Here is a 24,333-nt window from a genome sequence, read left to right on the forward strand (position 1 = left end):
GCGATGGTCGCGAGAGTGCTGGTCACCGGGGCCGCCGGACGGATCGGGCGAGCGGTCCTCACGCTGCTCGCCGAGCGCGGGGTCGAGGCGAACGCCCTGGTCCTCGACGACCCCGGTGACCTCCCGGCCCGCCTGGTCGTCACCGGCGACGCGGCCGACGCGAAGACCGTTCGGGCAGCCCTGGAGGGCACCGACGCGATCGTCCACCTGGCCGCGATCCCCACTCCGGAACGCAACACCGCGGTCGAGGTCTTCACGGCCAACAGCCTGACCACCTTCACCGTGCTGGAGGAGGCCGGTCGGGCCGGGATCCGGCACGTGGCACTGGCGAGCTCGTGGGGTGTCACCGGTCTGCCCTGGACGGCGGCCGAGAATCCGCATCCGCAGTACGTTCCGGTCGACGAGGCGATGGACTCCCAGGTCGCCGACGCCTACGGCCTGTCCAAACAGGTCGACGAGCTGACCGCGCGGATGATGGCGCGACGCCACGGCATGAGCGTGGTGTGCCTGCGCTATCCGTACGTGGGCGGCTTCGAGGAACGGCTGCTCGCGCACGCCGCCCGGCTCACGGCCGACCCGGCCGCCGGCGCCAGGGACCTGTGGACGTACCTCGAGGTCCACGACGCGGCGAGGGCGGCACTGCTCGCGCTGGACGTGCGGGGCAGCGGCGCGCACGCGGTGCACCTCTGCGCCCCCGAGATCATCGTCCCGTACCCGACGGAGGAACTGCTGCGCCGCTACCACCCCGGCACCGTGCTGCGCGGCCCGCTGCCGGGCCGCGCGGCCCCGGTCGACACCTCGGCGGCGCGCAGGCTCCTGGGGTTCACCGCCAGGAATCTCGTCGACCGCGAGGGTCTCCCTTCTTGCTGAAGGGACCTCTTCAGTGACCCCCTCAGGTGGGTAGGACGAGGCCACGACCGGGTGGCGGAACGGGCGCCGGGCGGCCCTGTAGGAGCGCTGCGGCCGCCTGGTCGGGGACGCGGGACAAGCGGTAGAAGGTGGCCCGACTCGTACCGACGGAGTCGGCTTCCTTCCCCGTCTGCCAGCGCCACACGGTGTGCCTGGTGGACGTGACCTCGAAGGCCCGTCCCGCCAGGGCGTCGGAGATCAGGATGTTTCCGCTCGGGAGCCGTTCGCAGCCACCCGCCACCTCGGTGAAGAACTGCTCGCCGGGCCGCGTTCCGTACTGCCACACGATCGTGCGGGTCACCGGATCCACCTCCAGCACGCGAGAGCGACCAACGGTGCTTCCGTTGTCCAGGACCAACAGATTTCCGTTGGGCAGGATCGAGGGCTGGTGCTGCCCGGACACTTCGCCCGGGCCCCACCACCACAGCACTCGAGGAGCGCTCAGATCGACTACGGCGATCAGGTCGAGATCCCGCATCGAGACCAGCAGCGCGCCGTCCGGCCACAGCCCGGCCGGGTGCTCAGCCAGGACTTCGAGGGTGTTGGCGTGCAGGACGTCGCAGGGCGAGCCCGGCAACTGCCGCAGGTGCGCAATCGCGCGAGTCACCGGGCCGCTGAAGGAGCCGGTGGAGAACACGTCACCGGCCTCACCGGTCGGCATCTCGCCTGTGCGGGCGAACACGGCCTGTCTCAGCGAGATCTGTTGGCGCACGATGGACACGACAGCGTGTTCGGTGGCCAGGACGTCGAACAGAGACACCTCGCGGAGCAGACACCCAGTGGCATCGAGTTCTGCGATCGTGTTGTCCAGCACGGTGGCGGCGAGCCCGTCCAGCACGATCCGACGCGGCGCCCCGGCCAGTGTCAGAACCCCGCCGCCGGGCAGCAGGGCCAGATCGTGATGGGCGGGGATGTCGGCTTGCCACAGCAGCGTGGAATCCGGCGCCAGCTTGATCAGTGCCCGCAGCGGCACCATCGCGAACAGACAGCCGTCCGCGTCGACTTCGACGTGGCTCCAGCCTCGCAGGAAGCTCGGTGGGTCGTCCGACACCGGGTGCTGGGCGGCAGTGTGGCTCCAGGTGTGCACCTCGGCGCCTGTCCGGTCGATGAGGGTGGCGTAGGGGATGGGGTACGAGGAGGCGGGCGAGTAGACGAAGTAGTCCCCTCCACGGCCGGTCGGGAACGGACGGCTGATCTGTTCGGTCACGGCGTGCTCCAGGGCCGGATGGTGCGCCTCATCCTCGTCGCTCCTCAGGAATGTCCCAGGCGATGAGCGGTTCGCCACGGACAGCCTCGGAGGTGAAGCCGTCCGGGCCGACGGGGCGGTCGCCGAGGACGGTCACCCGGTAGAGGGTGCGACGGTGGTCGGTGTGGTGCAGGTCGGACGGTTGCAGATGGGCGACGGCGCGGTTGTCCCAGATGGCGACGTCGCCGGGTGCCCAGCGCCAGCGGACAGTGTGTTCGGGCCGGCCGACGTGTCCGTGGAAGAGTTCCAGCAGGTGGCGGCTCTCCCACGGCAGCAGTCCCAGCAGGTGGGTCACCGAGGCGGGCGGAGCGAACAGGGCCCGTTCCCCCGTATCGGGGTGAACGCGCACGAGCGGGTGGACGGAGAGCAGGGTGTCCTCGGTGAGGCGGCGCAGGACCTCCACGTCCTCGTCGTCGGACAGCAGCAGCTGGCAGGCGGCGTACAGGGTGTGTTCGGCGCGCAGCCCGTCGGCGAGCGAGCGCAGCGGCTGCGAGAGGCCCTGGTAGGCGGCGACCAGGTTGGTCCACTGGGTGTCGCCACCGTACGGGGGGACCACCTCGGCCCGCAGTACCGACATGGCCGGCGGGTTGACGGCGGCGGCCAGGTCGACGTGCCAGCCGGAGTCGGGACGCAGTTCCTTGGGCCGCAGCCGTTCCTCGAACCGGCGCCCGAAGCGGGTGTCCTCCACGTCCGGGTCGACGGTGAGGATCTCGGGATATCCCTCCGGATGCACGCCGTGCTTGCGGCCCGGACGCCGGGTCAGCCGGCCGAGGCGCCGCCCGAAGGCGACGTGCTCGGCGTGGCCGAGCCGCTGTCCACGGAAGAAGACCACCTTGTGGCGCAGCAGGGCCGCGCGAACGGCTGCCAGGACCGCGTCCGGCAGCGGCGAGGCGAGGTCGACCCCGCTGATCTCGGCGCCGATGTGGCCCGAGACCTGTCGTACGTCAATCCCGGCGCGGTGCGCCGTTGTCGAGATCATGCTGTTCCCCCTCCGCTCGCTCATCCGTCAGGGTCAGGCCCACTGCAGGACGGTCCCGTCGGAGAGCGGGCCGGTGATCCACAGGGCCACGGTGCGGCGTACGTGTTCGGTCCCGCTGGGTGCGACGGCGTGCACGTTGCCGCCGTCGAAGATGTACATGTCTCCCGCGTGGATCGGCAGCGTGATCCGGTCCACGCCGCTCAGCGCTTCCAGCGGGTAGCCGTAGCTGTCCGGCCGGATCCCCAGCGTCTTGCGGTCCTCCTGGCTGAACGCGGCGTTCCAGTAGAGCAGTTCACCGCCCGGGCCGTTCTCCAGGCAGACGAGCGCGTTGCAGACGCGCTGCACGTCCTGGATCTCGAAGCCGACGAGGTGAGGGAGCAACCAGCTGTGCATGGCGTCGTCGTGGGGCAGCAGGCCGAAGGACTCGCTGTCCGCCCGCGAGCGGATCTTGAACGCGCCGGCCTGCCGGCCCTCGTACTGGGCGAGCCGGAAGCGTACGCCGAGGCCGGCCAGATGGGCGCGCCACTCGTCCAGCAGGGCGGGCAGGGTACGGCCGCGGTCGCCGCAGATGTCCGCCAGTCCGACGCGGGTGCGCTCGGACTCGGCCAGGTAGCCGTCCAGGGTGTCGGAGGCCAGCAGGAGGGGCCCCACGGCACGCTCGGTACTGCGGGTGGCGTTCGGGCTGGTGAGCAGAGGGCTGCTCCAGAACCTGCGGCAGGTGCGCTCGCAGACGTCCGGCGACAGTGCCCCGCGGAAGACGGCGCCGGCGACGCGCCCGCACAGTACGTCCCACCACGCGTCCCAGTCGACGCCGTCCCGCTCCACGAAGCGGAAGTACTCTGCGCTCTTCTGCCGCCCGGCCGGCGATGTGGCGGAGCCCGATTCGGTCATGAGCGTCGTTCTCCCTTGTCGGGGGTTTCGGGACGGCCGTCAGTAGACGATGCTCACCACGGTCTGCGGCGACCCGTGGACCTTGCGGGACCGCTCCTGCATGGCCAGCACTCCGACCAGTCCTTCGGGGGTGTAGAAGCCGCTGAACTTGGTGTAGGCGTCGATCTTCAGTTCGTTCCCCTCCCTGGTCACCGCGGTGGCCGACTCAGGGTGCATCCGTGCGTCCTGCGCCACCCAGAGGTGCCCCGCCGCGGTGTCGGCGAGGATGCGGTCGAACAACTGCCGCAGGGCCACCGCACTGAAGCTGCCGGAGTAGTACACGGCGCGGCTGCCCCAGTTGAGCGTCGGGTGATGGCTGCCGAACTTGAAGTAGTACGTGCGCTTGCGCTCGCCCAGGGTGCAGTAGTCGTCCAGGCTGATCCAGGAGCCGTCGGGCAGGTGGAACCCGTCGGGGGTGATGAGCTCGGTGTGCGGGAAGAGCCCGCGGATCTCGTCCGAGTAGTACGCGCGGGTCTTGTCCCAGAAGGGCCACGCCATGGCTACCTTGGCGTCGTACAGGGGGAGCGGCGGATGGTCGAAGAAGAGCTCTCCCTTCTCGCACTCCTCCATCCACTGGTCGAACAACCCGTTGTACCGCAAGTCGTAGAACTCGTGGGCCCGGACGAAGTTGCAGTCCTTCCAGTGGACCGGGTCCCAGCCGAAGTGCCGGATGCCCGCCTCGCGCAGTCGCTGCACGGTGTAGTGAACCCCGTGGGGCCGGGAGGCGTTGTTCGTCAGGTGGTGGGCGACGGGGTCGGGGCCCAGCCAGCTGTGCAGGGAGGTGGCGAGCCCGCCGATCAACGAACCGAAGCCGTGGGTCGGGGCGCCGAAGTCGGCGGGGAACTCCTGGTACATGCTGTGCACCTGCTCGGCGATCTCCCAGCCGGAGGCGGGGCATTGAATCTCTGCGATCGCTCCGGGGGCGGCCTCGTCCGTGCGGAAGTACACCGGCAGGGCGAGCTGACGCTCGGTGAGGTTGCGGTGGTACTCGAGGCCGCGCTCGGGTGGCTGGCCGGAGAGTACGGTTGCGGCGATGGCGGGATCGGCTTCGCCGTGCACGCTCGCCATGAACAGGTCGCGGGTGATCCGCTGGTAGGTGCGGATCAGCGCGTTGCGCTCGACGAACCCCTGAAGCGTCGGGGCATCCAGTGAGTAGGACCGGTCGGAGATCAGGTTGGTGAAGCCCGGTGTCTGCCTTGTTCTGTTCTCTATGTCCTCGTCGATGAACAGGTACCAGGGGTTCGTGGTCCGCTCGCCCATTTCGGCTCCCTCATTCGGCGTCCAGTGCCGCCAGATCCAACCCGTAGAGTCGTGCGCAGTTGCCGGACACCACCTGGCGCCGGTCCTCGTCGGGAACCTCCCGGAAGGACCGCGCGATGAGGTCCTGGGAGTGCGGCCAACTCCCCTCGTAATGCGGGTAGTCGCTGCCCCAGAGGAAGTTCCCCGAGCCGAGCAGGCGCATCGTGGCGATGCCGATCCCGTCGTCGGTGAAGGTCGCGTGGACCTGGCGGCGGAAGTACTCGCCGGGCGGCATGGTCAGCGTGGTGTCCAGGACAGGGCCGAGCTTGTCGTAGATGCGGTCGGCGTGCAGCAGGTGGTAGCCGATCCAGCCGATGTCGTTCTCGGCGAGGACGAGCTGGAGGCGCGGGAAGCGTTCCAGTACGCCGGAGAAGATCAGGTCGGTGAGTGAGTGCTGCATCTCCTCGGGATATGCCATGTTCCGCTGGATCCGCCCCAGTGGCGTGCTGTAGTCGAACAGTTTGGGGCTGTCCCGGTACCCGGTCAGGCAGTGCATCGAGACCGGCATCCCCAGCTCCTGGGCCGCCTGCCAGAAGGGCTCGTTCGCCTCACCCGCGAAGTCCCGCTCCGGTGCCGGAGAGGCCCAGATCGAGGCCCCTTTCAGCCCCATGGCGCGGCAGCGGTTCACCTCCTTGACGGCTTCCTCGGCATCCCACAGCGAGATCAGCCCGAGGCCGACGAGCCGGTCGGGCGCGTGGCTCACGAACTCGGCCAGCCAGTCGTTGTACGCGCGGAAACAGGCACGCTGGAACTCCGCGTCCCGCAGCCAGAACAGGCTCATGGCCAGGCTCGGATAGAGGACCTCCGCGGAGACTCCGTCCTGTGCCATGTCCTTCATCCGCGCCGCCGGGTCATTGCCGCCGGCCCGGGCCGCTTCGATGCCCGACTCCAAGGTGTCGGCGAACGCCTCCGGAGACTTGTCCGTCGCGTAGAGCGAGTTGATCAGCGCGGGCTGGAGCCCGTCGCACGAGAAGAACCATCCACGGCGCTCGGCATCCCAGTGGATCCGCGGCGCTCTGTCCTGATACTTGCGTTCGAGTCGATCGGCCCATAGCCGGACAGGCTCCACGACATGCGAGTCCGCCGAGATGACAGGTGAGGTCATACGCTTGCTCCAGCGTCGGGGTTGGAGGGCGACAGCGAGCGCTCTGGTCGATTGTGGGCACACCTGACGCACAGTCAAGGGCCCCTCACCGCGCGGAGTCCCGATCCGGACACCCGCGGCGTACGGACGGGGAGAGGGATACGGACAGCCTGTCCGGGACCCGCCTCTTGTGACCGGCCAACCCCTTCGGTATCCCTGATATCCCCCTATCGGCCATCCCGGCAGAGCCACCTCACGCCCCCCGAAGGACGGCGACCCATGTCGGTCGAGATCTCGGAGACCGGTCCGCGGACCAGCGTGGACCTGCTGCTCCTCAGCGCCTCGAACTACCCGGCGGTGCCCATCTATCCCTACGCCTTCGTGCAGGTCTCGGCGATCGCCGCACGGCACGGTCTGACGGTCGAGCGGCTCGATCTGCTGCACACGCCCAAGCACCGCTGGGAGGACGCGCTGCACGGGACCCTGGACCGCCACAGGCCCCGACTCATCGGGATCCACCTGCGTCAGGTGGACTCCATCTTCATCTGGAACTACGCCGAGAGCGACCTGCCGGGCGCGCCGCAGGTCGTGCGCAACAGCTATTGGCCGGTAGACGACACCGAACAACTCATCACGGTGGTGCGCTCGTTGACGGACACACCCGTCATAGTGGGGGGCTTCGGCTTCTCCACCCAGGCGCCGGCACTGTTGAGGCGGCTGCGCCCGGACTTCGGCGTCGTCGGCGAGCCCGACGAGGTCATGGCCCGCCTCGACGACGTGCTGGCCCACCGGGATCTGGACGGCATCGCGAACCTGGCCCACCCCGTGGGCGACGACTACGCCGTCGGCCCACGGGTGTTCCTGCCGCCCGCGGACCACACGGAGTACTCCGACGCGGTCCTGGACGACCTCCTCGCCTTCTACGGCCCGGAGGGACTCACCGGACCGGACGCCGCCCACGTCCCGGTGGAGATCCAGCGAGGCTGCCCGTACCGCTGCTACTTCTGCACCGAGCCGGTGGTCAAGGGCCGGCAGCACCGGATCAGGGACCTCGACGTGGTGATGGCCGACATCACCTTCCTGGCCGATCGCGGGGTGACCCGGGTGTGGCTGGTGTGCTCCGAGATCAACATCGGCAGCAACGCGCTGCTGTTCGAGATGGCCGAGCGCATGCGGAAGCTCAACCAGGGCCGGACCAGACCCGTCGGCTGGACCTGCTACCTGCTGCCCAACCCGGCCCTGGACCGCGACGAGATCCGGACGCTCCTCGACGCCCACTTCGAACCCAGCTGGAACCAGTTCGCCTCCTACCACGACGACAACCTGAAGCAGACGCGCGTCCCCTACCGGGCCCGGCACGCCGTACAGGCGCAGGTGTACTGGATGGAGGAGGAGGAGCGGTTCCGGCGCGAGCGCGGAGAGCCCGTACCTCCCCGGCGCCTCGACATGTTCCTCGGCAACTCCTACGCCACCGCCGAAACGGTCTCGACCACCCTGCACGCGGTGAACGAGCTGCGCCTGGGGGAGCGCTTCGACGACTCCCTGATCACTCGTGCCACGCGCGTCTTCGACCTCGGCCATGGGCTGATCGGCGACTCCGCAGAGTCCACCTACTCCATGAGCCCCCGCGGCCGGCTGGCCGACGTCGACCTGCTCTACCCCACGTTCAGCTATCCGCCGGCGCTCGTGGCGGAGCTCGGCGACAACCGGGCGGTCGACGAGTTCTTCGCCCACGTCGAGGACACCTTCCTCTCCCGGGCCTATCGCACACGCCGCGACTGGCGGGCCTTCCTCACCCGCCAACTCGACCGAGGCACGCTCACACGGCCGCTCGCGGCCGACGCCGAGGACATGCTGCGGCGCATCCTGGCCGCTTCCCCCGCCGATTCGTCCGCCCCCCTCGGGGAGCTCACGCGGTCCCTCGTCGAGCTGGTCGTGGGGACCCGACCGGACCGCACACGGACCGTGCTCGCGGCCATCGGGCTGCCCGGCTACTGGGACGACCGGCCGCGCTGGAGCCCGTACGACGTCGGGGCCGCCCTGGCCCGCCGGTTCGACTCCGCCGAAGACCTGACGCGCGCCGTGCAGGAACTGACGGAACCCGGGGACGGCACGGTGCCGCTGCTGGCGATGGAGTACTGCCTGTACGACAACAACGTGGTGCTGCGCCCGGACTACGCGCGGCTGCTGTTCACGGCCTGATCGCGGCCCGCAGAAGGACGGTGGCGAGGGCGGCGCCCGCGCCACCGCCGGGTCAGCGCTCCTTCGCCGCGGAGGCCAGGTACTTCGCGGATCCCCCGTCGCGCACCGTGTCGAGGGTCACGCAATGGAACGACCCGCCGAAGCTGTAGACGTGCCGGAAGTCCACCGGCACGCACCGGAAGCCCCAGGCGGTCAACGCGTCGATGAGCGGCTGCTCCTGGCGCTCCACGACGACGGTCTCCGGATCGAGGGACAGGACGTTCATGCTCACCCACGGGCTGCAGAAGTACATCGGCCAGTCCGACGGCAGCGTCGGCGCCGGAGCCGGCAGGATCTCCCAGCCCTCGAACAGATCGTGGGGCACGTACCGTTCGGGATTCACCAGCAGCTTCCCCGGGGCCAGCGGGGCGAGGGTGGCGTCGATGTGCATGGCGTGGGGGTCATCGGTCTCGACGACCGAGACGGTGAACCCCGGTCCGAGAGCGCGCCGGACCCAGTCGATGCCGAACTCGTTGGTGACATGACTGCGCTGTACGACGATGTCCTCACCGAACCGGAGGAAGTCTGCGGCGTCGAAAACCGGTTCGAACTCGGTGACGGCCCACCGCTCCCCCTCGGGGGAGGCCGCGTCGCCGGGCATCCGGTAGAGCTCGTCCGTCAGTTGCGGGCGGGGCGCCGGCATCCAGCGGGCTCCTCGCCGGAACCAGGACTTGAGCAGCGTCCGGAAGGCGTCCCCTTCGTGGTACCGGCACCGCCAGGACATGGGCGCCTCGATGACGGCGTCCCCCACCACCATCAACAGGTCGCGGGGCATGCCCGCGTACAGGCCGCCCGCGGACTCCCAGTGCGGAGTCCGGAAGGGCCGCTGGTGACTGACCGCGTCGGGCCGCACCACCCGCACGCCCTCGCCCTCCAGGACCTCGGCCAGGGTGTCCAGTTCCTCCTCGGCGGCCTTGAGGTGGGCGGCCGGGAACGGCAGCCCACCCTCCTCCTGGCTGTTGCGCCAGGCCGACTCGGGCAGCGTGTGCGCCATGGACTCCTGCCAGCTGGGGAACACCCCGCCCGAGAGGGAGCCGACGACGACCTCGCGCAGCGGGTCCCACTCCGTGTACGAGTTGAGCGCCACGGCGGACAGGTCGACCTCCCCCTCGGGTGCGTCGGTGGCGCGACGGGTCGTCTCTGCCCACGTGCGTGTCCGTTCCAACGGATCCTCCGTATGTCTTCTCAGGCGGAACCCCGGCGACCCGTGCGGAGGCCGCCGTTCGGTGAAGTCGTCTGTGCGGTGCGCGATGTGTGCGCCGCGGCATGTCTACTGCGCGCTGGCCAGTCCTCCCGCCGTCTCGCCACCGTCGATCACGAAGGACTGACCGGTCACGAACGCGGCGTCGGGGGAGGCGAGATAGTGGACCAGGGAGGCGATCTCCTCGGGTGCGCCCAGGCGTCGCAGCGGAACGACCCCGGCCTGCTCCGCGAGTTGCCGCTCGGTGTACTCGGCCCGCTGCATGGGCGTCAGCACGTAGCCGGGGCACACCGCGTTCACCCGAACGAGGGGGGCGAGTTCCAGGGCCATGGTCCTGGTGAGTTCGATGACGCCGGCCTTGCTCGCGTTGTAGGCGGCGTAGTGGGGCATGCCGACCATTCCGCTGACGGAAGCGGTGTTGACGATCACGCCGCCCGCCGCGTCGGTCATGCGGCGGGCCGCTTCCCGCGCCACCAGGAAGACTCCGGTCAGGTTGACGCGCAGAGTGCGCTCCCACGTGTCGAGCGTGGTGTCGAGGAAGGGGCTGCGGATGCTGACCCCGGCGTTGTTGCACAGCACGTCGACTCCGCCCCACTCCTTGTCGACGGTGGCGAAGGCCTCGGTCACCTCCTCTTCCTCGGCCACGTCCGCGGGGAGCAGCAACCCCACTCCGGGATCGGACCCGCCGAGCGCCGAGAGCCCGGCGCGGTCGCGGTCGATGACGCCGACCCGGTCACCGTTCCGAACGAAGCGCCGGACGATCGCCGCACCGATGCCCGAGGCCCCTCCGGTGATCAGCACGCGGCGGGGCTGTTCCGTAGCCGACATGTGGCCTCTCTCCCCTCAGAGCTGTCGGGTGGCGCTCGGGTCGTTGCCCTGGGAGAAGTTCCCCGAGCGCAGAGCGTCGTACAGCCGCTTGCCGGTGGACGCCGGGCTGAAGAAGAAGCGGGTGGACTCCTCGCGGCGCAGGAGTCCGTGCACGACGAAGTCGCGGGCGGTGCTCTTCCAGTAACCCGGCCCGAGCACGGCGAGCAGTCGCAGGTACTGGGCGAGTCCCAGAGGCTCCCCGAACCAGTGGTTGATGGACACGGACGCGGTGCGCGAACGGATGTCGTGCCACCAGCCGCGCGGGATGTACAGCAGATCGCCCGGCCCCATCCGTACGTGGTGGAAGCGTGCCCGGCCGAGGAGGGGAAACCGCTTCAGATCCGGAGTCCCGAGGTCCACCTGACTGTTCACCAGATTGTCGGGGAAGGGGTACGCGGCTCTGCTGTCGTGCCACGCCAGCAGGGTGACGTCCTTCTCTCCCCAGACCTGGCAGAACAGATTGTCCTTGAGGTCGGAGTGCAGCATCGAGCGCGTGCCGGCCGAGCCGATCCACACCCGGGTGTCCGTGCCGTGCCGCCCGTCGGGCGGGACGAGGGAGCCGAAGTCGACGTCGGCGGGGTCGAAGAACTCATGGGCGCGGCGGTAGGCGAGGTAGCAGGGCGTGGCCGGAGTGGCCGCGAGCATGGTGTCCACGAACGCGGCGAAGCTGAGTTCCCTCTCGTAGAGCTGCTGGTCCTGGGGGAAGAGCACGCCCGTGGGCGGCAGGTCGACCAGGGCGGTCACCCGCCGCTCACCGTGGCGGCCGCGCAGCTCGGTCGGGCTCCACGCGTGGCGCGCGCGCCAGCCGTCCATGAGTCCGGTGCACAGCACGGGCCCGGAGCGGTCGGCGACGGCACGGCGCAGGACTCGCGGATCCCCGGTGGCGATGCGCGGCACCGGCAGCACGGTCATTCCGGCCGCCCGCATCCGGTGTCCCACGGCCTCCCCGTCCTCGGGTGTGCCCGGGCCGTTCCGTGCTCGATCAAGTCGACTCATGACCCCTCACCATTCGCGCGTGCTCGATACGGGCATCTCGCTGCTCGACAGGGCAACCGGGCACCTGCGCCGATGGGCGCTCACCGGGCGCAGGCCTCTACTTGGTAAGCGACAGCGGTGAGGTTTGCATAGGGGAGCACGCGCCTCGTCGAGCACGGACGGCCAGTTCAGGCCAGGGATCAGACGCATCGTCACCAGCGTCAACCGGCCATCCAGGCTGATGCCCCGTCGGCCGCCCGTGCAGGGACGACCAGGTAATGGCCCCGGGGCCACCCCGACCCCCTGCGCCCGAATCAGCCCCTCCGCGACCGCCCGCCCCACCGGCCCTTCCCGGGACGCCGATGATTCCGGCTGAGTGTGATGTCTCTGAAAAGCACTCGGCGTCGATGCGGGATCCCCTGTCCACTGCCGGTTGTCCTCGGGATGTGGCGGTGATCACAGCGCGAAGCCGTGATGATCCCTGTTCGCGTTCCGCTGGATTCCGCGAGGGCCACGAAGAACCCAGTGCCCTCCGAGGACCACGGAGGACCGGGCGCCGCGCCGGTTCGCGTACGAGGGGTGGGAATGATGGACCGCGACAGTCGGACGCTACGAGCCTCCGAGATGAGTGGGCATGCCGCCGATTTCGTCTCCCGCGCGACGGCGAGGGCGCGTTTGCCGCTGGACTACTCGGTGACCAGCCTGCGCATCGTGGACCGCGTGGTGGACGGGCTGCGACGGACGACCGACGACCCTTCCGCCGTCAGACAGACCCTCCAAGGGCTCGGCGCCTACGCCGGCGAGGTGTTCGTTCGCAGATACGGCGCGCGCTGGGTCGACTTCGACGAGGAGACCTACGGGCTCTTCCAGCAGCCGGTCGGCGTCCGTAGCACGGACGGGCGGGCCTGGAACCCGCTGGGCAAGGTCGTGAACCGCTTCGAGCGGGGCGCCGCCGAGTCCATGCACGAGCTTTCCTTCCTGTTCCCGGGGCGAGCCCGGACGTCCCCCCTCACGGGGTGCGCCGCCGGACGCGTAAGGTAGCGGGCCGGGAGCGGTCTGACGGCGCTGTCAGCCGCCGCGCTCCTAGACGACGTCCGGCAGGAAGATCGACTGGCACCGATGAAGGCTCACGATGCTGCGCTGGGGCATGCTGTCGAGCGAGCCCAAGCCGGCGACGAGGCGGCGTTCGCCGAGGCGTACCACATCCTGCACCCGGGGCTGTTGGGATACCTGCGGGGGATGGTCGGCCAGGACGCCGAGGACGTCGCTTCCGACGCCTGGCTGGAGATAGCACGGGACCTCGGACGGTTCCGCGGTGACGGCGCGGGCTTCCGCGGCTGGACCGCGACCATCGCCCGTCACCGGGCGCTCGACCACCTTCGGCGAGTGCGTTCCCGGCCGCGCCACGACCTGTTCGACCAGGACGTGCTGGAACTGCCCGCGCAGCGGGACACCGCGGGCGATGCCATGGAGACGCTTTCCACCGGACGGGTGTTAGAGCTGGTTTCCGGCCTCCCCCGGGAGCAGGCGGAGGCCGTGCTCCTGCGGGTGGTGGTCGGACTCGACGGGCCGACCGCGGCGCGAGTGTTGGGCAAACGGCCCGGTGCGGTACGGTCCGCTGCGCATCGCGGACTGAGGCGACTGGCGAACCAGCTACGGGGAGGTGACAGATGAGGCGGGGCCGTGCAGGGGACGACGACCACGAAAGCGACGCGGCTGCGGCGGCGTTGAGGGCTGCCCTGCGTCCGAACCAGCCCATGAGCGAGAACGAGGCGCAACAGGCGGTCGCCGCGTTCAGCGCCGCTCGCGACGCGGGCATGCACTCCGGGTCGGGCGCGCCTCGGACGCGCCGCCGTGACGACTGGCGGCCGGTCGCGGACCGACGTACGGGACGTTGGCCACGAGCGGTGCTGGTCGCGCTGGTCTCCGGCATGACGCTGGGCGGCGTGGCAGTGGCCACGGGCCACCTCCCGAGTCCTCTTCCGGATGCGCCGGAACGCCGTCCCGAGCCGAGTGTCAGCGCGGTCGTGCCGACATCGCCCAAGGATGCCGTCGAGCCCGCACCGCCCTCGGAACCGGCTCCGTCCACGGCACCGGCTCCGTCCACGGCACCGGTACGGGAGACCTCCGTGCCGGGGCCGACGGGGTTGGAGCGGGTGCCTCCGGGTGCCGCGAAGAGCCACGAGGCGCTGTGCCGTGCGTACGAGCAGAAGGCCGGGCTCGCGGGCAAGTCCTCGGATTCCACCGCCTTTCGGCGCCTGGTCGAGGCGGCTGGTGGGAAGGAGGCCGTGCCGGTCTATTGCGAGACGCTCACGGGCCGATCTCCGGCCCGTGAAAAGGGCGTTCCCGAGGCGACGCACGACGGCCGGGACCACGGCCCGGACCACCCCGAGGTCAGGAATGACCCCGGCCGTCCGTAGGCCCGGTCACGTCCGACGAACTGACGTCAAGCTCAGAACGTGCTCTCCGGAGCGGGCGCGAAGAAGGGCTCCGGTACCAGGGCCGCGATCGAGAAGGGCTCGAACTGCGGATCAGCCACCACGCGGTAGATGAACTCGGGTGTGGACATGTCGACCTGACGCCACTCCCGGTACCCCGATCGCAGCCTCGTTCTGGCCCGCTTCGTCGAGGGCCTCAGCCCCGACGACGAGGCCGACCTACGCCGCCTTCTGCGGGAAGAGCGTCCATGATCGCCCTCCTCCTCATCCCCCTCCTGCTGCCCTGTGCCCTGCCGGCCCTGGCGCGCAGGACCGTCGAGCGCGTGCGGCCGGACATCGCCCTCGTGGCGATCACGGGCGCCGACGCCGCACTGGCCTTCGGTGTCGTCGCATGCCTCGGCGTCCTGCTGCTCCCGCTCGCGGTCCGTGTTCCTCGGCTCGCGGCCTTCCTGCACCTCCTCCAGCCGCTCCAGGCCGGTCCGGCAGTCCTCGTGTCCACGGCGTCCGCCGTGGCGGCCGGCGCCCTCGCCGTGACCCTGACGGCCGCCGTCCGCGGAGCCCTGGCGGAAGCGGCCCAGCTGCGCACGGCCCGCCGCAGGGTGGCGGGGCTCCCCGAGGCCGGGGGGATGTGCGTCATCGACGACGACCGCCCGGATGCCTTCGCGCTGCCCGGCGGGCCTCGTGGCACGGGGCGGATCGTCGTCACCGCCGGCATGCTCCGGGCCCTCGACAGCCACGAGCGCGAGGCGCTCCTCGGTCACGAACGCGCCCACCTGGCCGGCCGGCACCACCTCTTCCTCGGGCTCGCGCGGCTGGCCGGCTGGTGCCACCCGGCCCTGGCGGCCGTCGTCCCACACGTCTCGTTCGCGGTCGAACGGGCCGCCGACGAGACCGCCGCCCGGGCCTGCGGGGACCGCCGCCTGGCGGCCCGCGCCGTCGGCCGCGCCGCCCTTGCGGTGAGCGCGCGTCCGGCGGGACCGGAACTCCCCGTCCTCGCCGCACGGGCTACCACCGGACCGGTGCCGGCACGAGTCAGGGCACTCCTCGCTCAGGCGCCCACGCGCCGCATGGCCCCTGCGCTGCTGGCCGTCATCCTGCTCTGCTCCGCGGCGAGCGTCTCCTCCGCCGCCGGGGCCGTCTGGCTGCACCGAGGGGTGGAGATCGCCCAGGGCGAGCATCCCTCCGAATGACGGGCCGCACCGCAGCGGGCCCTGCTGAGGGCAGGGCTGCGCGGCAGGTCCTCGGCCCGTGATCCGCCCGGCTACGAGCCGAACAGCGTGTCGAGCGCACTCCACAGGCCGGAGGAGCCCGAAGGAGCGCCGAGCAGCTGACTCGCCGAGTACTCCACGTACTCGTGCAGCCCGTACGCCAGAGCCAGCGAACCGAGCGCCACGGCGGCCACCGTCACGGCCATCCCCAGGGCACGAGCCCGCCGTGCGCCTCCCCGAGGTGCGGCTGGCTCCGGCAGCAGCAGAGCCTGTACCCGCTGCGGCACCGGGCCGCTCGTCACCGAGAGCAGCGGATAACCGTCCGCACGGCCGCGCGACGCCCTGGCCAGTGCCGCCCGCGCGATGGCCGCGGCAGTCACCCGCCGGTCGCCCACGACCGCCGCGGCCGTCTCGTCCGCCCACCGCTCCAGGTGGAAGGCCAGCGCCTCACGCAGGCTTCGCAAGGCGGGGTGCACCATGGCGGCCAGATCCACGACGGCCGACAGCAGGTGGTGACGCCCGTCCAGGTGGGCCCGCTCATGCGCCAGCAGAACCTCCCGTTCGCCATCCTTCAAGACCCGGACCATCCCGGACGTCACGACGATCCGGCCGCGGCGGCCCCGGTACCCGGGCAGCGCGAATGCATCCACGTCAGAACCCGGAACCACCAGCAGATCCCCGTCCCCGGTTCCCTCCTCGGCAGTCAGCCAGGCCCGCTTGAGCAGCGAACGGTGCGTGATCCACCGGCGCATCAGCAGCACCGACTGAACGAGCAGCACCACCCCGGCCATACCGGCGAACGGAATCGCCGCGGGCCACACTTCCACCACCCGCCGCAGAGGCACCTGCTCCTGGGATGCCAGGAACGGCACATGGAACAGCCCCATCAGGGCGGCGATCGTCCCGCCGGCCAAGAGCACCGCCGCCCCCGTCAGCGCCCAGCACGCCGAGCGGGGCGGCAGGACCGAGGCGAGACGCCTGGCGATCGCCGCTCCGCCCCAGGGAAAGACCAGGACCAGCAGCACAAGAACGAGGACGAACGTCACGACGGTCCGTCCTCGGCCGCGAGCAGCAGACGCCGCAGCGTTTCCTCATCGCTCTTGGTCAGCGACGACACGAACCGCTTCAGCACCAGATCACGCTGCGGCTCACTCTCCAGCACCCGCCGCATCCGGCCGGCGACGAGCCCGGCCGCGTCCTCCTCCGGCTCGTAGGCGAATCCCCGCCCGGCCGGGACTCGGCGCAAGGTCCCCTTCTCGTACAGCCGCGTCAGAATGGTGGCCGTCGTCGTCCTGGCCAGGCCCTTGTCGAGGGCGGCGTTCACCTCCTGCGTGGTCATCGGTTTGCCCGACTTCCACAGCGCCGCCAGCACGTCCGCGACGAGCTCGCCGCTCGGCCGTCTCTCGTCCTGACCCTTGCCCGACATTCTCGGCCCGATCTCCCCGCACCCTTGCTCCGCGCAGTCGGCCCCGTGCGGCTCTCGGACCGCCCGTTCGGGCGACTGCGCTGATGTACGTAGATATACGTATTTCTCAGGTGTACCTAATCTATCGCTGCTGGTACGCACCGGCAGGGTTCAGGTAGGGGCCTGGAGGTCCACCGGCGGCGGACACCACGATGTCCAAGGCGCTGAGGGCCACGGTGGCGGGGGCCGGCCCACCGTCGACGGGCGTCACCCGGGGTATCCGGGCCGCCCAGAGGTGATAGCGGGCCCACCATGCCTCGGGCGATCCGGCCGCGTCGTCCCAGCCGCGACGCTTCAGGGTCGCGGGCGTCGTTTCGACGAGGAGCGTCACGTCGTAACGGTCGGCGAGCCGCGCGAAGTAGACGGCTGAAGGAAGTCGTGGCCGGAGATCGAACTTGACGAGTCCGTCCAGCGGTCCGCGATCTGTCACCACGGCCATGGGGCGCCCCCTTGCCCGTCTCGCCACCGCCATCCGCGCGACGCGCGTTCGCAGGTCCAGCTCGCCCGCGTCGACAAGGGCGTGGACGCGGCGCAGCCACGGCCAACTGCGGGTGCGTCCGCGCGCGCTCGACGTTCCCTGGCCCTGTTGCGTGGCCCGCGGGGGCGTACGGAACCGGCGGCAGAGGAAGCAGCCGTAGCAGTACGTGGTTCCCACGGCCCAGCCGAGCTCGCGAAGGAGGGCCTCCTCCCGCCGGACCAACGAGGACTTCCCTGTCCCGTCCGGACCGGAAACCGCGATCAGAAGTGGATCCCCCCTGTTCCGGGATTGCATCGACCCTCCTTCGCGGCGCCCTGTCCGATTCGGCCCGTCTGGTGGCCCGCGAACACAGCCGCTCTCCGTAGGGGAGGGGCTGATGGTTGCGACTGCTCCAAAGCTCGGGACACATCGCCTTCATGGGGCGTTCTGCGCGAGCCGCGGAGAAGGGAAGCGGGGGTCGATCGCCGCACCCGTGAGCGCGAGTGTCGGGATGCCGGGCGAATGTGTCCGGCGCGCCGCGCATCATCTCTACCGTTTGTCTACATCACTGTAGTCGCTGTCTGCACGGCACGCGAGTCGCGCCCGTGCCGTGCACGAGACCGGCTCGATGCCGCTCGCGCGTGGTCGTCCGGCACGCGGCCGAAGGGGTCAGCGGCGCAGGGCCGTTCGCAGCGTGAGTCCGTGGTTGCGCCGCAGCCGGTACAGCTCCCAGCACGACAGGGCCGTCACCGTGACGGGGGCGCCGAGGATGAAGATCATCCGGGCGCCCGTCGGGACCTGGGCGTAAGCACCGGTGATCACATCCAGCAGGGCCATCTCCCACACCAGGACGCCGGCGAGGATCGGCGGCAGCACTTCGTGGATGTCGGCGGTGCGGAACACGTGCACCAATGACAGTCCGATGCCGTAGAGCGCGAAGGTGATCGACCACAGGCACAGCACGATGATGACGGTCCTGCCGGGAAGCCCCACGGCCTCCCGCAGTCCGGCCAACTCCGGGGCCATGGCGAGGGCGGAGTTGCCCATGGACGCCATGATGGCCAGTACCGAGCCGAGGGGGCGCAGGGCCCGGCGCAGGTACACCCGGCGCAGGCCGTCCCGAGCGGCTGCCACGAAGGCGCCGACCACCACGGGGAAGGTGCAGACCAGCACCAGCACACTGGACCAGCTCTGGTCGAGGCGGTCGCTCGCCACGCCCTGGACGTCGTCGGCACTCGCGATGGCGTTGTAGGTGAGCATCAAACCCACCCAGGCGACGAGTCCCAGCCCGGTCCGCCACAACTGGAGCTTGCGGACCTCCCGATCGTCGACGATCCCGGGACGTGAGGGACGGAAGGTCCGCTGGGCGGCGTACAGGGGGTTGTAGAGGCCGCGCAGGATCTTCCGGGCCCGTGAGGGCTCTGCGCGCGGCGGCGGGACCGGTGTGTAGGTCGGCGGGTACGGGTACGCGTACGGGTACTGCGGCGGAGGGCCGGACTGTGCGTACGGATATCCCTGCGGCGGACGGGGGTGGGCGTTCGGGTGTCCCGGCGGGGGGACCGGAGGAGCGTGGGGGTGTCCCTGCCGTAGGTACGCGCCGCCGCTGTCCGCCGGGTCGCCGTACCCACCGCTGCCGTAACCGCTCATGCCACTTACCCCCGATGTCCTGCACGTCCGAACCCGGGCATCCTAGGTCCTGGACGTCCGGCGGCGGGGCGCCCGGTCGAGAGGTGCGGTGACGCTCGTGCTGCCGTGCTCCTCGCACCACCCCGTCGACGCGCCGAGGTGACCCCTGATGGTGACAGACCAGTACGGCAACCCGTTGCACGCATGCACCCTGGAGACGGCCACACACCTGGACCGAGCCGTCGAGTCCCTGCTCCACTTCAGCCCCGAGGTGGAGCAAGCGGTCGCCGACGCTCTCGAAAGCGCGCCGACCTCGCCCGTCGCCCAGTCCTTCGCGGCCTATCTGGGGGCGTTGGGCACGGAGCCGGGCGACGCCCTCGCCGCGCGGCGGCGGTTCGACCGGTACGCGGCCGGTGTGGACGTCTCGTCCCTGCCCGCGCGGGAGCGCCTGCACGTCGCCGCGGCCGGGGCGTGGCTGGCCGGAGATCTGCTTCGCGCCGGCGGGCTGCTGGAGGAGCTGTCCCTGGCGTACCCGAGGGACGCGCTCGCCCTGGCCGTGGGGCACCAACTGGACTTCTTCACCGGTGACTCGGTCCGCCTGCGTGATCGCATCGGTGGAGCCCTCTCGGCCTGGGACGCCGCCGATCCTCACCGTGGCCTGGTGTTGGGCATGTACGCGTTCGGGTTGGAGGAGTCGGGTCACTACCGCCTGGCCGAGGAGGCGGGGCTCGCCGCGGTCGAGCAGAACCCTCGCGACGTCTGGGCGATCCACGCCGTGGTGCACACCTATGAGATGCAGGGACGGGTGTCGGAAGGCATCGGCTACCTCGATGCGCGCCGAGACGACTGGGCGCGGGGCAACTACCTCAACGTCCACAACTGGTGGCACTACGCCCTGTACGCCTTGGAGGCGGGCGACACCGGCACCGCCTTGAGCATCTACGACGCCGCGCTGCACAACGACTCGTCGGCCGGTCAGGCCATGGAACTGCTGGATGCCGCAGCGCTGTTGTGGCGGATCAGGCTCGGGGGAGGGGATTCCGGCCTCCGCTGCGGGGCCCTGGCAGACGCGTGGGCTTCGCGGGCCGATCCCCCCTTCTACGCGTTCAACGACGTGCACGCCGTCATGTCCTATGTGGGTGCCGGGCGGCTGGGGGAGGCGGAGCGGCTCATCGCCGACCGGCGGCGATGGCTTGCCCAGGGAGGGCCGGACTCCGTCACCAACCGGCGGATGACCGCGGACATCGGTCTGCCCGTGTGCGAAGCGCTGGTGGCGCACGGGCAAGGGAAGCACGCCACCGTCGTGGAGATCCTGTGGCCGCTGCGCCGTAGGCTGCACGCGTTCGGAGGGAGTCACGCGCAGCGCGACGCGCTCCAGAAGACCCTGCTCGACTCCGCGCTCAGCTCTGGACGGCACGAACTGGCCCGTGCGCTCATCAGCGAGCGGATCGGGCTTCGGCCCGACAGTTCGTACAACTGGGCGGCTCGGGCTCGCCTCGCCGATGCCCTGGGCGACGCCGCCCTGGCCGCCGTCGCTCGCGACCACGAGAGGGACGCGGCCGCGGCAGCCGCCGAAACCCTCCTGCCGGGCACCGATCTGTGAGGCGTCACTCCTCGTCCTCACCCTGGACGCCGGCGCCGGCGCCGGGCTCGTAACCGTCCCGCTCGCCGCGCAGCGAGCCCGGCCCGGCGGGGGCGGTGAGAACGTGCCCATTTCAGGCGGGAGTTCGCCAGACCACGTGTGCGACGTGGAGACGGTGCGGAGAGATCATTAAGAAACCTTGTTGAACAAGTCCGAACCTCGGGTACGCACTTGATTTGCTCCTGCCAACCTGCACAGGGTTCTCTCGAACGTTTGACGCCCCACACGTCAACACGAGGAGAGATCCCCTTTCATGGCAACTCACAAGCGATCCCACGGTCTTCGCAACGCGGCCATAGCCACTGGTGTGGCAGGCGCCGCCGCCGCGGCGCTGTTCGCGAGCAACATCGCCGGAGCGGCCGCCCCGGCCGAAGGGACCGTGCACGGTCTCGGCGCCCCGGGCGCCGTCTCCGGCAGCTTCGTCGTCATCCTCGACGCATCCGCGAACAAGGCGGACCTCGCGAAGAAGTACGGCGGCACCCTCGTTCGCTCCTACGGCTCCGAGGTCAACGGCTTCTCCGCGTCCGGCCTCAGCGTCGAGGAGGCCAAGCGCCTCGCCGCCGACCCCGCCGTCGGAACGGTCGTCCAGAACAAGCGGTTCAGCATCAACGCGACGCAGGAGAACCCCCCGTCCTGGGGCCTGGACCGGATCGACCAGGCCGACACGGCGGGCGACCAGAAGTACAGCTACCCCGACAACGGCGGCGAGGGCGTGACCGCGTACGTCATCGACACCGGCGTACGGATCTCGCACCAGGACTTCGGCGGCCGGGCCAGCCACGGCTTCGACGCCGTGGACAACGACAACACCGCCGACGACGGCAACGGCCACGGCACCCACGTCGCGGGCACCATCGCCGGCACCTCCCACGGCGTCGCCAAGAAGTCCAAGGTCGTCGCCGTGCGCGTCCTGGACGACAACGGCTCCGGCACCACCGAACAGGTCGTGGCGGGCATCGACTGGGTCACCCAGAACCACTCCGGGCCCTCGGTCGCGAACATGAGCCTCGGCGGCGGCGCCGACGAGGCGCTGGACGCGGCGGTGAAGCGGGCCATCGACTCAGGCGTGACCTTCGCGGTCGCGGCCGGCAACGAGTCCTCCGACGCCGGACAGGGCTCGCCGTCCCGGGTGCCGGACGCGCTCACCGTGGCGTCCAGCACCAAGGACGACGAGCAGTCGGACTTCTCGAACTTCGGCGCGGTGGTCGACCTGTACGCGCCGGGCTCGGACATCACGTCCGCCTGGAACGACAGCGACACCGGCACCAAGACGATCTCCGGCACCTCCATGGCCGCCCCGCACGTGGCGGGTGCCGCCGCCCTGTACCTGGCGGCCAACCCGTCCGCGACGCCCGCCGACACCGCCGCCGCGCTGACCGGCGCGGCCACCGCGGACGCCATCAAGAACGCCTCCTCCGGCACCGCGAACAAGCTGCTGAAGGTCGCCCCGTAACGGCACCGTCGCACCACGGCCCGGCGTGACGGCCGCACGCCGGTGAACCGACCGACAAGAGGTGGCCCTCCGCGCCATGGAGGGCCACCTCCTTGTGTGTCGGCCACCATGGGTGATCTCCCGACCCTCCACTTTCGGGGACCGCTACCTCTGCTGCGTTGCGTCCCGGGCCTGCTGGGCGATGTGTTCCAGGACGGCCTTCGGGTCGGCGGAGGGCGCGACGGCCTTGCCGATGTTCCGCTTGATGGTGTCGCTGACCTGCAGCCAGGACGGGTCGTCGACCGGGTAGAGCCGGGCGGTGCGCAGTGCGCTGAGGAACTGCTCGGCGCTGGGGTCCGTCGCGTACTGGGACGTCTCGGTGGCGGACACCGTCGACGGCAACAGGTGGTAGCGCCCGGCGAACTCGCTGATGTTCTTGTCCTGGTAGACGAAGTTCAGGAACGAGCCCACCAGTTCGCGATTGCCGTCGTGCTTGAAGGCCATCATCCAGTCGGCGACGCCCGCCGCGGGCGGGGTCTCCCTGACGTCCAGCGTGTCCGACACCGGCATGCGCAGGGTGCCGACCTTCATGCCCTTCGCCGTCGCCTCGTGGAGGAGTGAGGGATAGCCGTTGACCATGCCGACGTCGCCGCGCAGGAAGGCGTCGAAGGCGTCCTGCCGGTTGAGCTCGGCCGGCGGGACCGGGCCGGTCAGGGCCGGGACGACCAGGTTGTCCTTGATCCAGCGGAATGTCCGCGCGTTCTGTTCGGACGCGATGCTGTACCCGCCGCTGTTCTCGTCGGTGTACCCGCCGCCGTTGCTCAGTTCCCAGATCAGGGCTTCGGCGTGCGCCTCCTCGGGGCCGAGGGGGAGGGCGTACGGGTAGAGCACGCCTTCCTGCTTCAGCGCCTGGGCCGCGTCCTTCAGCTCCGACCAGGTCTTCGGCGGCTTCGCGCCCGCCTCGTCGAACAGCTCCTCGTTGTAGAAGAGCAGTCGGCTGCTTGCCACGAAGGGCAGGCCGTAGAGGTCGCCGTCGAACGAGCCCGCCTCCGCGAGGGGCGGCAGGAAGTTCGCCTCCGTGCTGACCGACATCACCTCGCTGGCGGCGTAGAGGCGGCCCTGCGCGGCGAAGTCGGAGTACGCACCCATCAGCGCCACGTCCGGGGCGTTGCCGTCCTGCACCATGCGGGTGACCTGGCGGTCGATGTCGGCCCACGGGTGGATCGTGACCTCGACCTTGAAGCCGGGATGAGCGGCGGTGAAGGCCGTGGTCAGCTTGTCCCAGTACGCCTTGGAGGTGGTCGCGGGGCCGGCGCCGTACTCGGGTGCCACCAGGCGCAACGTCGTCGCGTCGCTGTCGGACGAGCCGCAGCCGGTGACGAGGGAACCCAGTAGTCCGAACGCGGCCACGGAGGTCGTCAAACCGGAGAGTCTTCGTCGCATGGGTCTTTCCTTTGGATCTTTTTGGACAGTGCGGCTGAAATTCTCTCCTGGTCAGAGGGGGAATTGCGCCCCCTGCCGCACGTTGTGGTCATAGCTCCAAGTGACGGGATTCCGCATGGTGTTTTCCGATATGCCGGGGCCCCTTGGACGCGCGTAGAAGACCTCGTTCCTTCAGGGAACCCGGCGGGGTCGGGGAGGGGGGCGCGGCGGGCGGTGGGTCAGAGGCGCAGGACGGCCGGGAGTTCGTGCACGCCGTCGAGGAGGTGGGTGGGGCGTTCCGCGGTGAGTTCGTCGCGGGACTGGGCCCCGGTGAGGACGCCCGCGACGATGCCCGCCCGGGCCGCGTGCCCGGCCCGGATGTCGAGCGCGGTGTCGCCGGCGACCACCACCTCGGCGGGGTCGGTGACCCCGGTCAGCTCCATCGCGCGGTGGATCATGTGCGGCGTGGGGCGGCCCGCTGCCACCTCGGAGGCGCAGACGACGGCGTCGAGACGGTCGCCCACGCGCCAGCCGACCGCCGCGAGCAGCGGGTCGGTGACCTGTCGGTCGAAACCGGTGGTGAGGACGACGCGCACGCCCGCGGCGCGGAGCGCGGCGAGTGCCTCGGGGACGCCCGGCAGGGGAGCGGGCCGCACGGTGGCGTAGACGTCGTGGAGGCGGTCGACGAACGTGGAGTGCAGGTCCTCCACCGAGTCGGGGTCGCCCGTCAGAGCGGCGAGCGCCTCGCGCTTGTCGGCCCCCATCCAGCGCCGGATGTCGGCTTCTTCGACCCGTGTGCCGTGGTCCGCGACCACGGACGCGAGGACGCCGTACACCGCGTTCTTCTCGTCGATCGTGGTGCCGGCGATGTCGAGTACGGCCAGGCTGATCATCGTTGTTCCTTCGGAAGGG

22 protein-coding genes are annotated in these 24,333 nt (G+C 70.5%); 8 read left to right on the plus strand and 14 right to left on the minus strand.

Translation table 11 applies throughout. The features are described from left to right. Nucleotides 1-3 precede the first annotated feature (3 nt). Nucleotides 4-870 carry an NAD-dependent epimerase/dehydratase family protein gene (locus tag ACZ6K0_RS21975; protein WP_469229749.1) on the plus strand — a complete coding sequence of 289 codons (867 nt, stop codon included), beginning with the start codon at nucleotides 4-6 and terminating at the stop codon, nucleotides 868-870. Nucleotides 871-892: 22 nt separating this feature from the next. On the opposite strand, the gene ACZ6K0_RS21980 is transcribed toward ACZ6K0_RS21975, so the two are convergent. From ACZ6K0_RS21980 to ACZ6K0_RS22000, 5 genes are read right to left on the minus strand one after another with little or no spacing between them, the layout of a single operon-like run. Further along, on the minus strand, nucleotides 893-2,116 hold the full coding sequence (locus tag ACZ6K0_RS21980) for an aryl-sulfate sulfotransferase (RefSeq protein WP_469229750.1): 1,224 nt from the start codon (nucleotides 2,114-2,116) through the stop codon (nucleotides 893-895). A gap of 28 nt (nucleotides 2,117-2,144) precedes the next feature. Continuing rightward, nucleotides 2,145-3,134, minus strand: a complete 990-nt coding sequence (locus ACZ6K0_RS21985; RefSeq protein ID WP_376403807.1) for a TauD/TfdA dioxygenase family protein — start codon at nucleotides 3,132-3,134, stop codon at nucleotides 2,145-2,147. 33 nt (nucleotides 3,135-3,167) lie between these two features. Next, nucleotides 3,168-4,025: a hypothetical protein gene (locus ACZ6K0_RS21990; protein ID WP_469229751.1), complete on the minus strand. Its 858-nt coding sequence runs from the start codon at nucleotides 4,023-4,025 to the stop codon at nucleotides 3,168-3,170. 39 nt (nucleotides 4,026-4,064) lie between these two features. Beyond that, entirely contained in the window at nucleotides 4,065-5,324 is a 1,260-nt protein-coding gene (locus tag ACZ6K0_RS21995; RefSeq protein WP_469229753.1) for a hypothetical protein, read from the minus strand. A 10-nt stretch (nucleotides 5,325-5,334) separates the two neighbouring features. Beyond that, nucleotides 5,335-6,468, minus strand: a complete 1,134-nt coding sequence (locus tag ACZ6K0_RS22000) for an amidohydrolase family protein (protein WP_469229755.1) — start codon at nucleotides 6,466-6,468, stop codon at nucleotides 5,335-5,337. A 258-nt stretch (nucleotides 6,469-6,726) separates the two neighbouring features. Here ACZ6K0_RS22000 and ACZ6K0_RS22005 point away from each other — a divergent pair, with 258 nt between their 5' ends. Next, nucleotides 6,727-8,649 (plus strand): B12-binding domain-containing radical SAM protein, encoded by a 1,923-nt coding sequence (locus tag ACZ6K0_RS22005; protein WP_469229756.1) that lies wholly within the window; start codon nucleotides 6,727-6,729, stop codon nucleotides 8,647-8,649. Between the two features lie 52 nt (nucleotides 8,650-8,701). Here ACZ6K0_RS22005 and ACZ6K0_RS22010 read toward each other — a convergent pair whose 3' ends face one another. From ACZ6K0_RS22010 to ACZ6K0_RS22020, 3 genes are all read right to left on the minus strand, one after another. Continuing rightward, entirely contained in the window at nucleotides 8,702-9,853 is a 1,152-nt protein-coding gene (locus ACZ6K0_RS22010) for an amidinotransferase (protein WP_469229758.1), read from the minus strand. 105 nt (nucleotides 9,854-9,958) lie between these two features. Beyond that, complete coding sequence (locus ACZ6K0_RS22015) at nucleotides 9,959-10,717, minus strand: SDR family NAD(P)-dependent oxidoreductase (RefSeq protein ID WP_469229760.1); 759 nt, start codon at nucleotides 10,715-10,717, stop codon at nucleotides 9,959-9,961. Nucleotides 10,718-10,732: 15 nt separating this feature from the next. Then, complete coding sequence (locus ACZ6K0_RS22020; protein WP_469229762.1) at nucleotides 10,733-11,752, minus strand: cupin-like domain-containing protein; 1,020 nt, start codon at nucleotides 11,750-11,752, stop codon at nucleotides 10,733-10,735. 603 nt (nucleotides 11,753-12,355) lie between these two features. Between ACZ6K0_RS22020 and ACZ6K0_RS22025 the strand changes: the two genes are divergently transcribed. From ACZ6K0_RS22025 to ACZ6K0_RS22040, 4 genes are all read left to right on the plus strand, one after another. Then, nucleotides 12,356-12,772 (plus strand): hypothetical protein, encoded by a 417-nt coding sequence (locus tag ACZ6K0_RS22025; RefSeq protein ID WP_469229764.1) that lies wholly within the window; start codon nucleotides 12,356-12,358, stop codon nucleotides 12,770-12,772. Between the two features lie 78 nt (nucleotides 12,773-12,850). Beyond that, nucleotides 12,851-13,405 (plus strand): RNA polymerase sigma factor, encoded by a 555-nt coding sequence (locus tag ACZ6K0_RS22030; RefSeq protein ID WP_376403790.1) that lies wholly within the window; start codon nucleotides 12,851-12,853, stop codon nucleotides 13,403-13,405. Between the two features lie 83 nt (nucleotides 13,406-13,488). Further along, nucleotides 13,489-14,151: a hypothetical protein gene (locus ACZ6K0_RS22035; RefSeq protein ID WP_469229766.1), complete on the plus strand. Its 663-nt coding sequence runs from the start codon at nucleotides 13,489-13,491 to the stop codon at nucleotides 14,149-14,151. Between the two features lie 266 nt (nucleotides 14,152-14,417). Continuing rightward, entirely contained in the window at nucleotides 14,418-15,359 is a 942-nt protein-coding gene (locus tag ACZ6K0_RS22040) for a M56 family metallopeptidase (RefSeq protein WP_469229768.1), read from the plus strand. A 71-nt stretch (nucleotides 15,360-15,430) separates the two neighbouring features. On the opposite strand, the gene ACZ6K0_RS22045 is transcribed toward ACZ6K0_RS22040, so the two are convergent. The 4 genes from ACZ6K0_RS22045 to ACZ6K0_RS22060 all read right to left on the minus strand — a co-directional run bounded on the left by ACZ6K0_RS22045 (nucleotide 15,431) and on the right by ACZ6K0_RS22060 (nucleotide 18,946). Then, nucleotides 15,431-16,423, minus strand: coding sequence for a M56 family metallopeptidase (locus ACZ6K0_RS22045; protein ID WP_469229770.1), 993 nt, complete (start codon nucleotides 16,421-16,423; stop codon nucleotides 15,431-15,433). Next, nucleotides 16,420-16,803 carry a BlaI/MecI/CopY family transcriptional regulator gene (locus ACZ6K0_RS22050; RefSeq protein ID WP_469229772.1) on the minus strand — a complete coding sequence of 128 codons (384 nt, stop codon included), beginning with the start codon at nucleotides 16,801-16,803 and terminating at the stop codon, nucleotides 16,420-16,422. Before ACZ6K0_RS22050 ends, ACZ6K0_RS22045 begins: the two co-directional genes overlap by 4 nt. Nucleotides 16,804-16,924: 121 nt before the next feature. Further along, nucleotides 16,925-17,281: a hypothetical protein gene (locus tag ACZ6K0_RS22055; RefSeq protein ID WP_469229774.1), complete on the minus strand. Its 357-nt coding sequence runs from the start codon at nucleotides 17,279-17,281 to the stop codon at nucleotides 16,925-16,927. A 687-nt stretch (nucleotides 17,282-17,968) separates the two neighbouring features. Beyond that, nucleotides 17,969-18,946, minus strand: a complete 978-nt coding sequence (locus ACZ6K0_RS22060; RefSeq protein WP_376403777.1) for a hypothetical protein — start codon at nucleotides 18,944-18,946, stop codon at nucleotides 17,969-17,971. Nucleotides 18,947-19,094: 148 nt separating this feature from the next. Here ACZ6K0_RS22060 and ACZ6K0_RS22065 point away from each other — a divergent pair, with 148 nt between their 5' ends. After that, on the plus strand, nucleotides 19,095-20,528 hold the full coding sequence (locus tag ACZ6K0_RS22065) for a tetratricopeptide repeat protein (protein WP_469229776.1): 1,434 nt from the start codon (nucleotides 19,095-19,097) through the stop codon (nucleotides 20,526-20,528). 292 nt (nucleotides 20,529-20,820) lie between these two features. Beyond that, nucleotides 20,821-22,020: a S8 family peptidase gene (locus ACZ6K0_RS22070; protein WP_376403773.1), complete on the plus strand. Its 1,200-nt coding sequence runs from the start codon at nucleotides 20,821-20,823 to the stop codon at nucleotides 22,018-22,020. A 144-nt stretch (nucleotides 22,021-22,164) separates the two neighbouring features. On the opposite strand, the gene ACZ6K0_RS22075 is transcribed toward ACZ6K0_RS22070, so the two are convergent. Together ACZ6K0_RS22075 and ACZ6K0_RS22080 are read right to left on the minus strand one after the other, a co-directional pair. Then, nucleotides 22,165-23,421, minus strand: coding sequence for an extracellular solute-binding protein (locus ACZ6K0_RS22075; RefSeq protein ID WP_469576755.1), 1,257 nt, complete (start codon nucleotides 23,419-23,421; stop codon nucleotides 22,165-22,167). Nucleotides 23,422-23,660: 239 nt separating this feature from the next. Continuing rightward, nucleotides 23,661-24,314 (minus strand): phosphonatase-like hydrolase, encoded by a 654-nt coding sequence (locus ACZ6K0_RS22080; RefSeq protein WP_376403769.1) that lies wholly within the window; start codon nucleotides 24,312-24,314, stop codon nucleotides 23,661-23,663. Between the last annotated feature and the right edge of the window lie 19 nt (nucleotides 24,315-24,333).

The sequence above is a fragment of the Streptomyces sp. NPDC042346 genome, assembly GCF_055581845.1.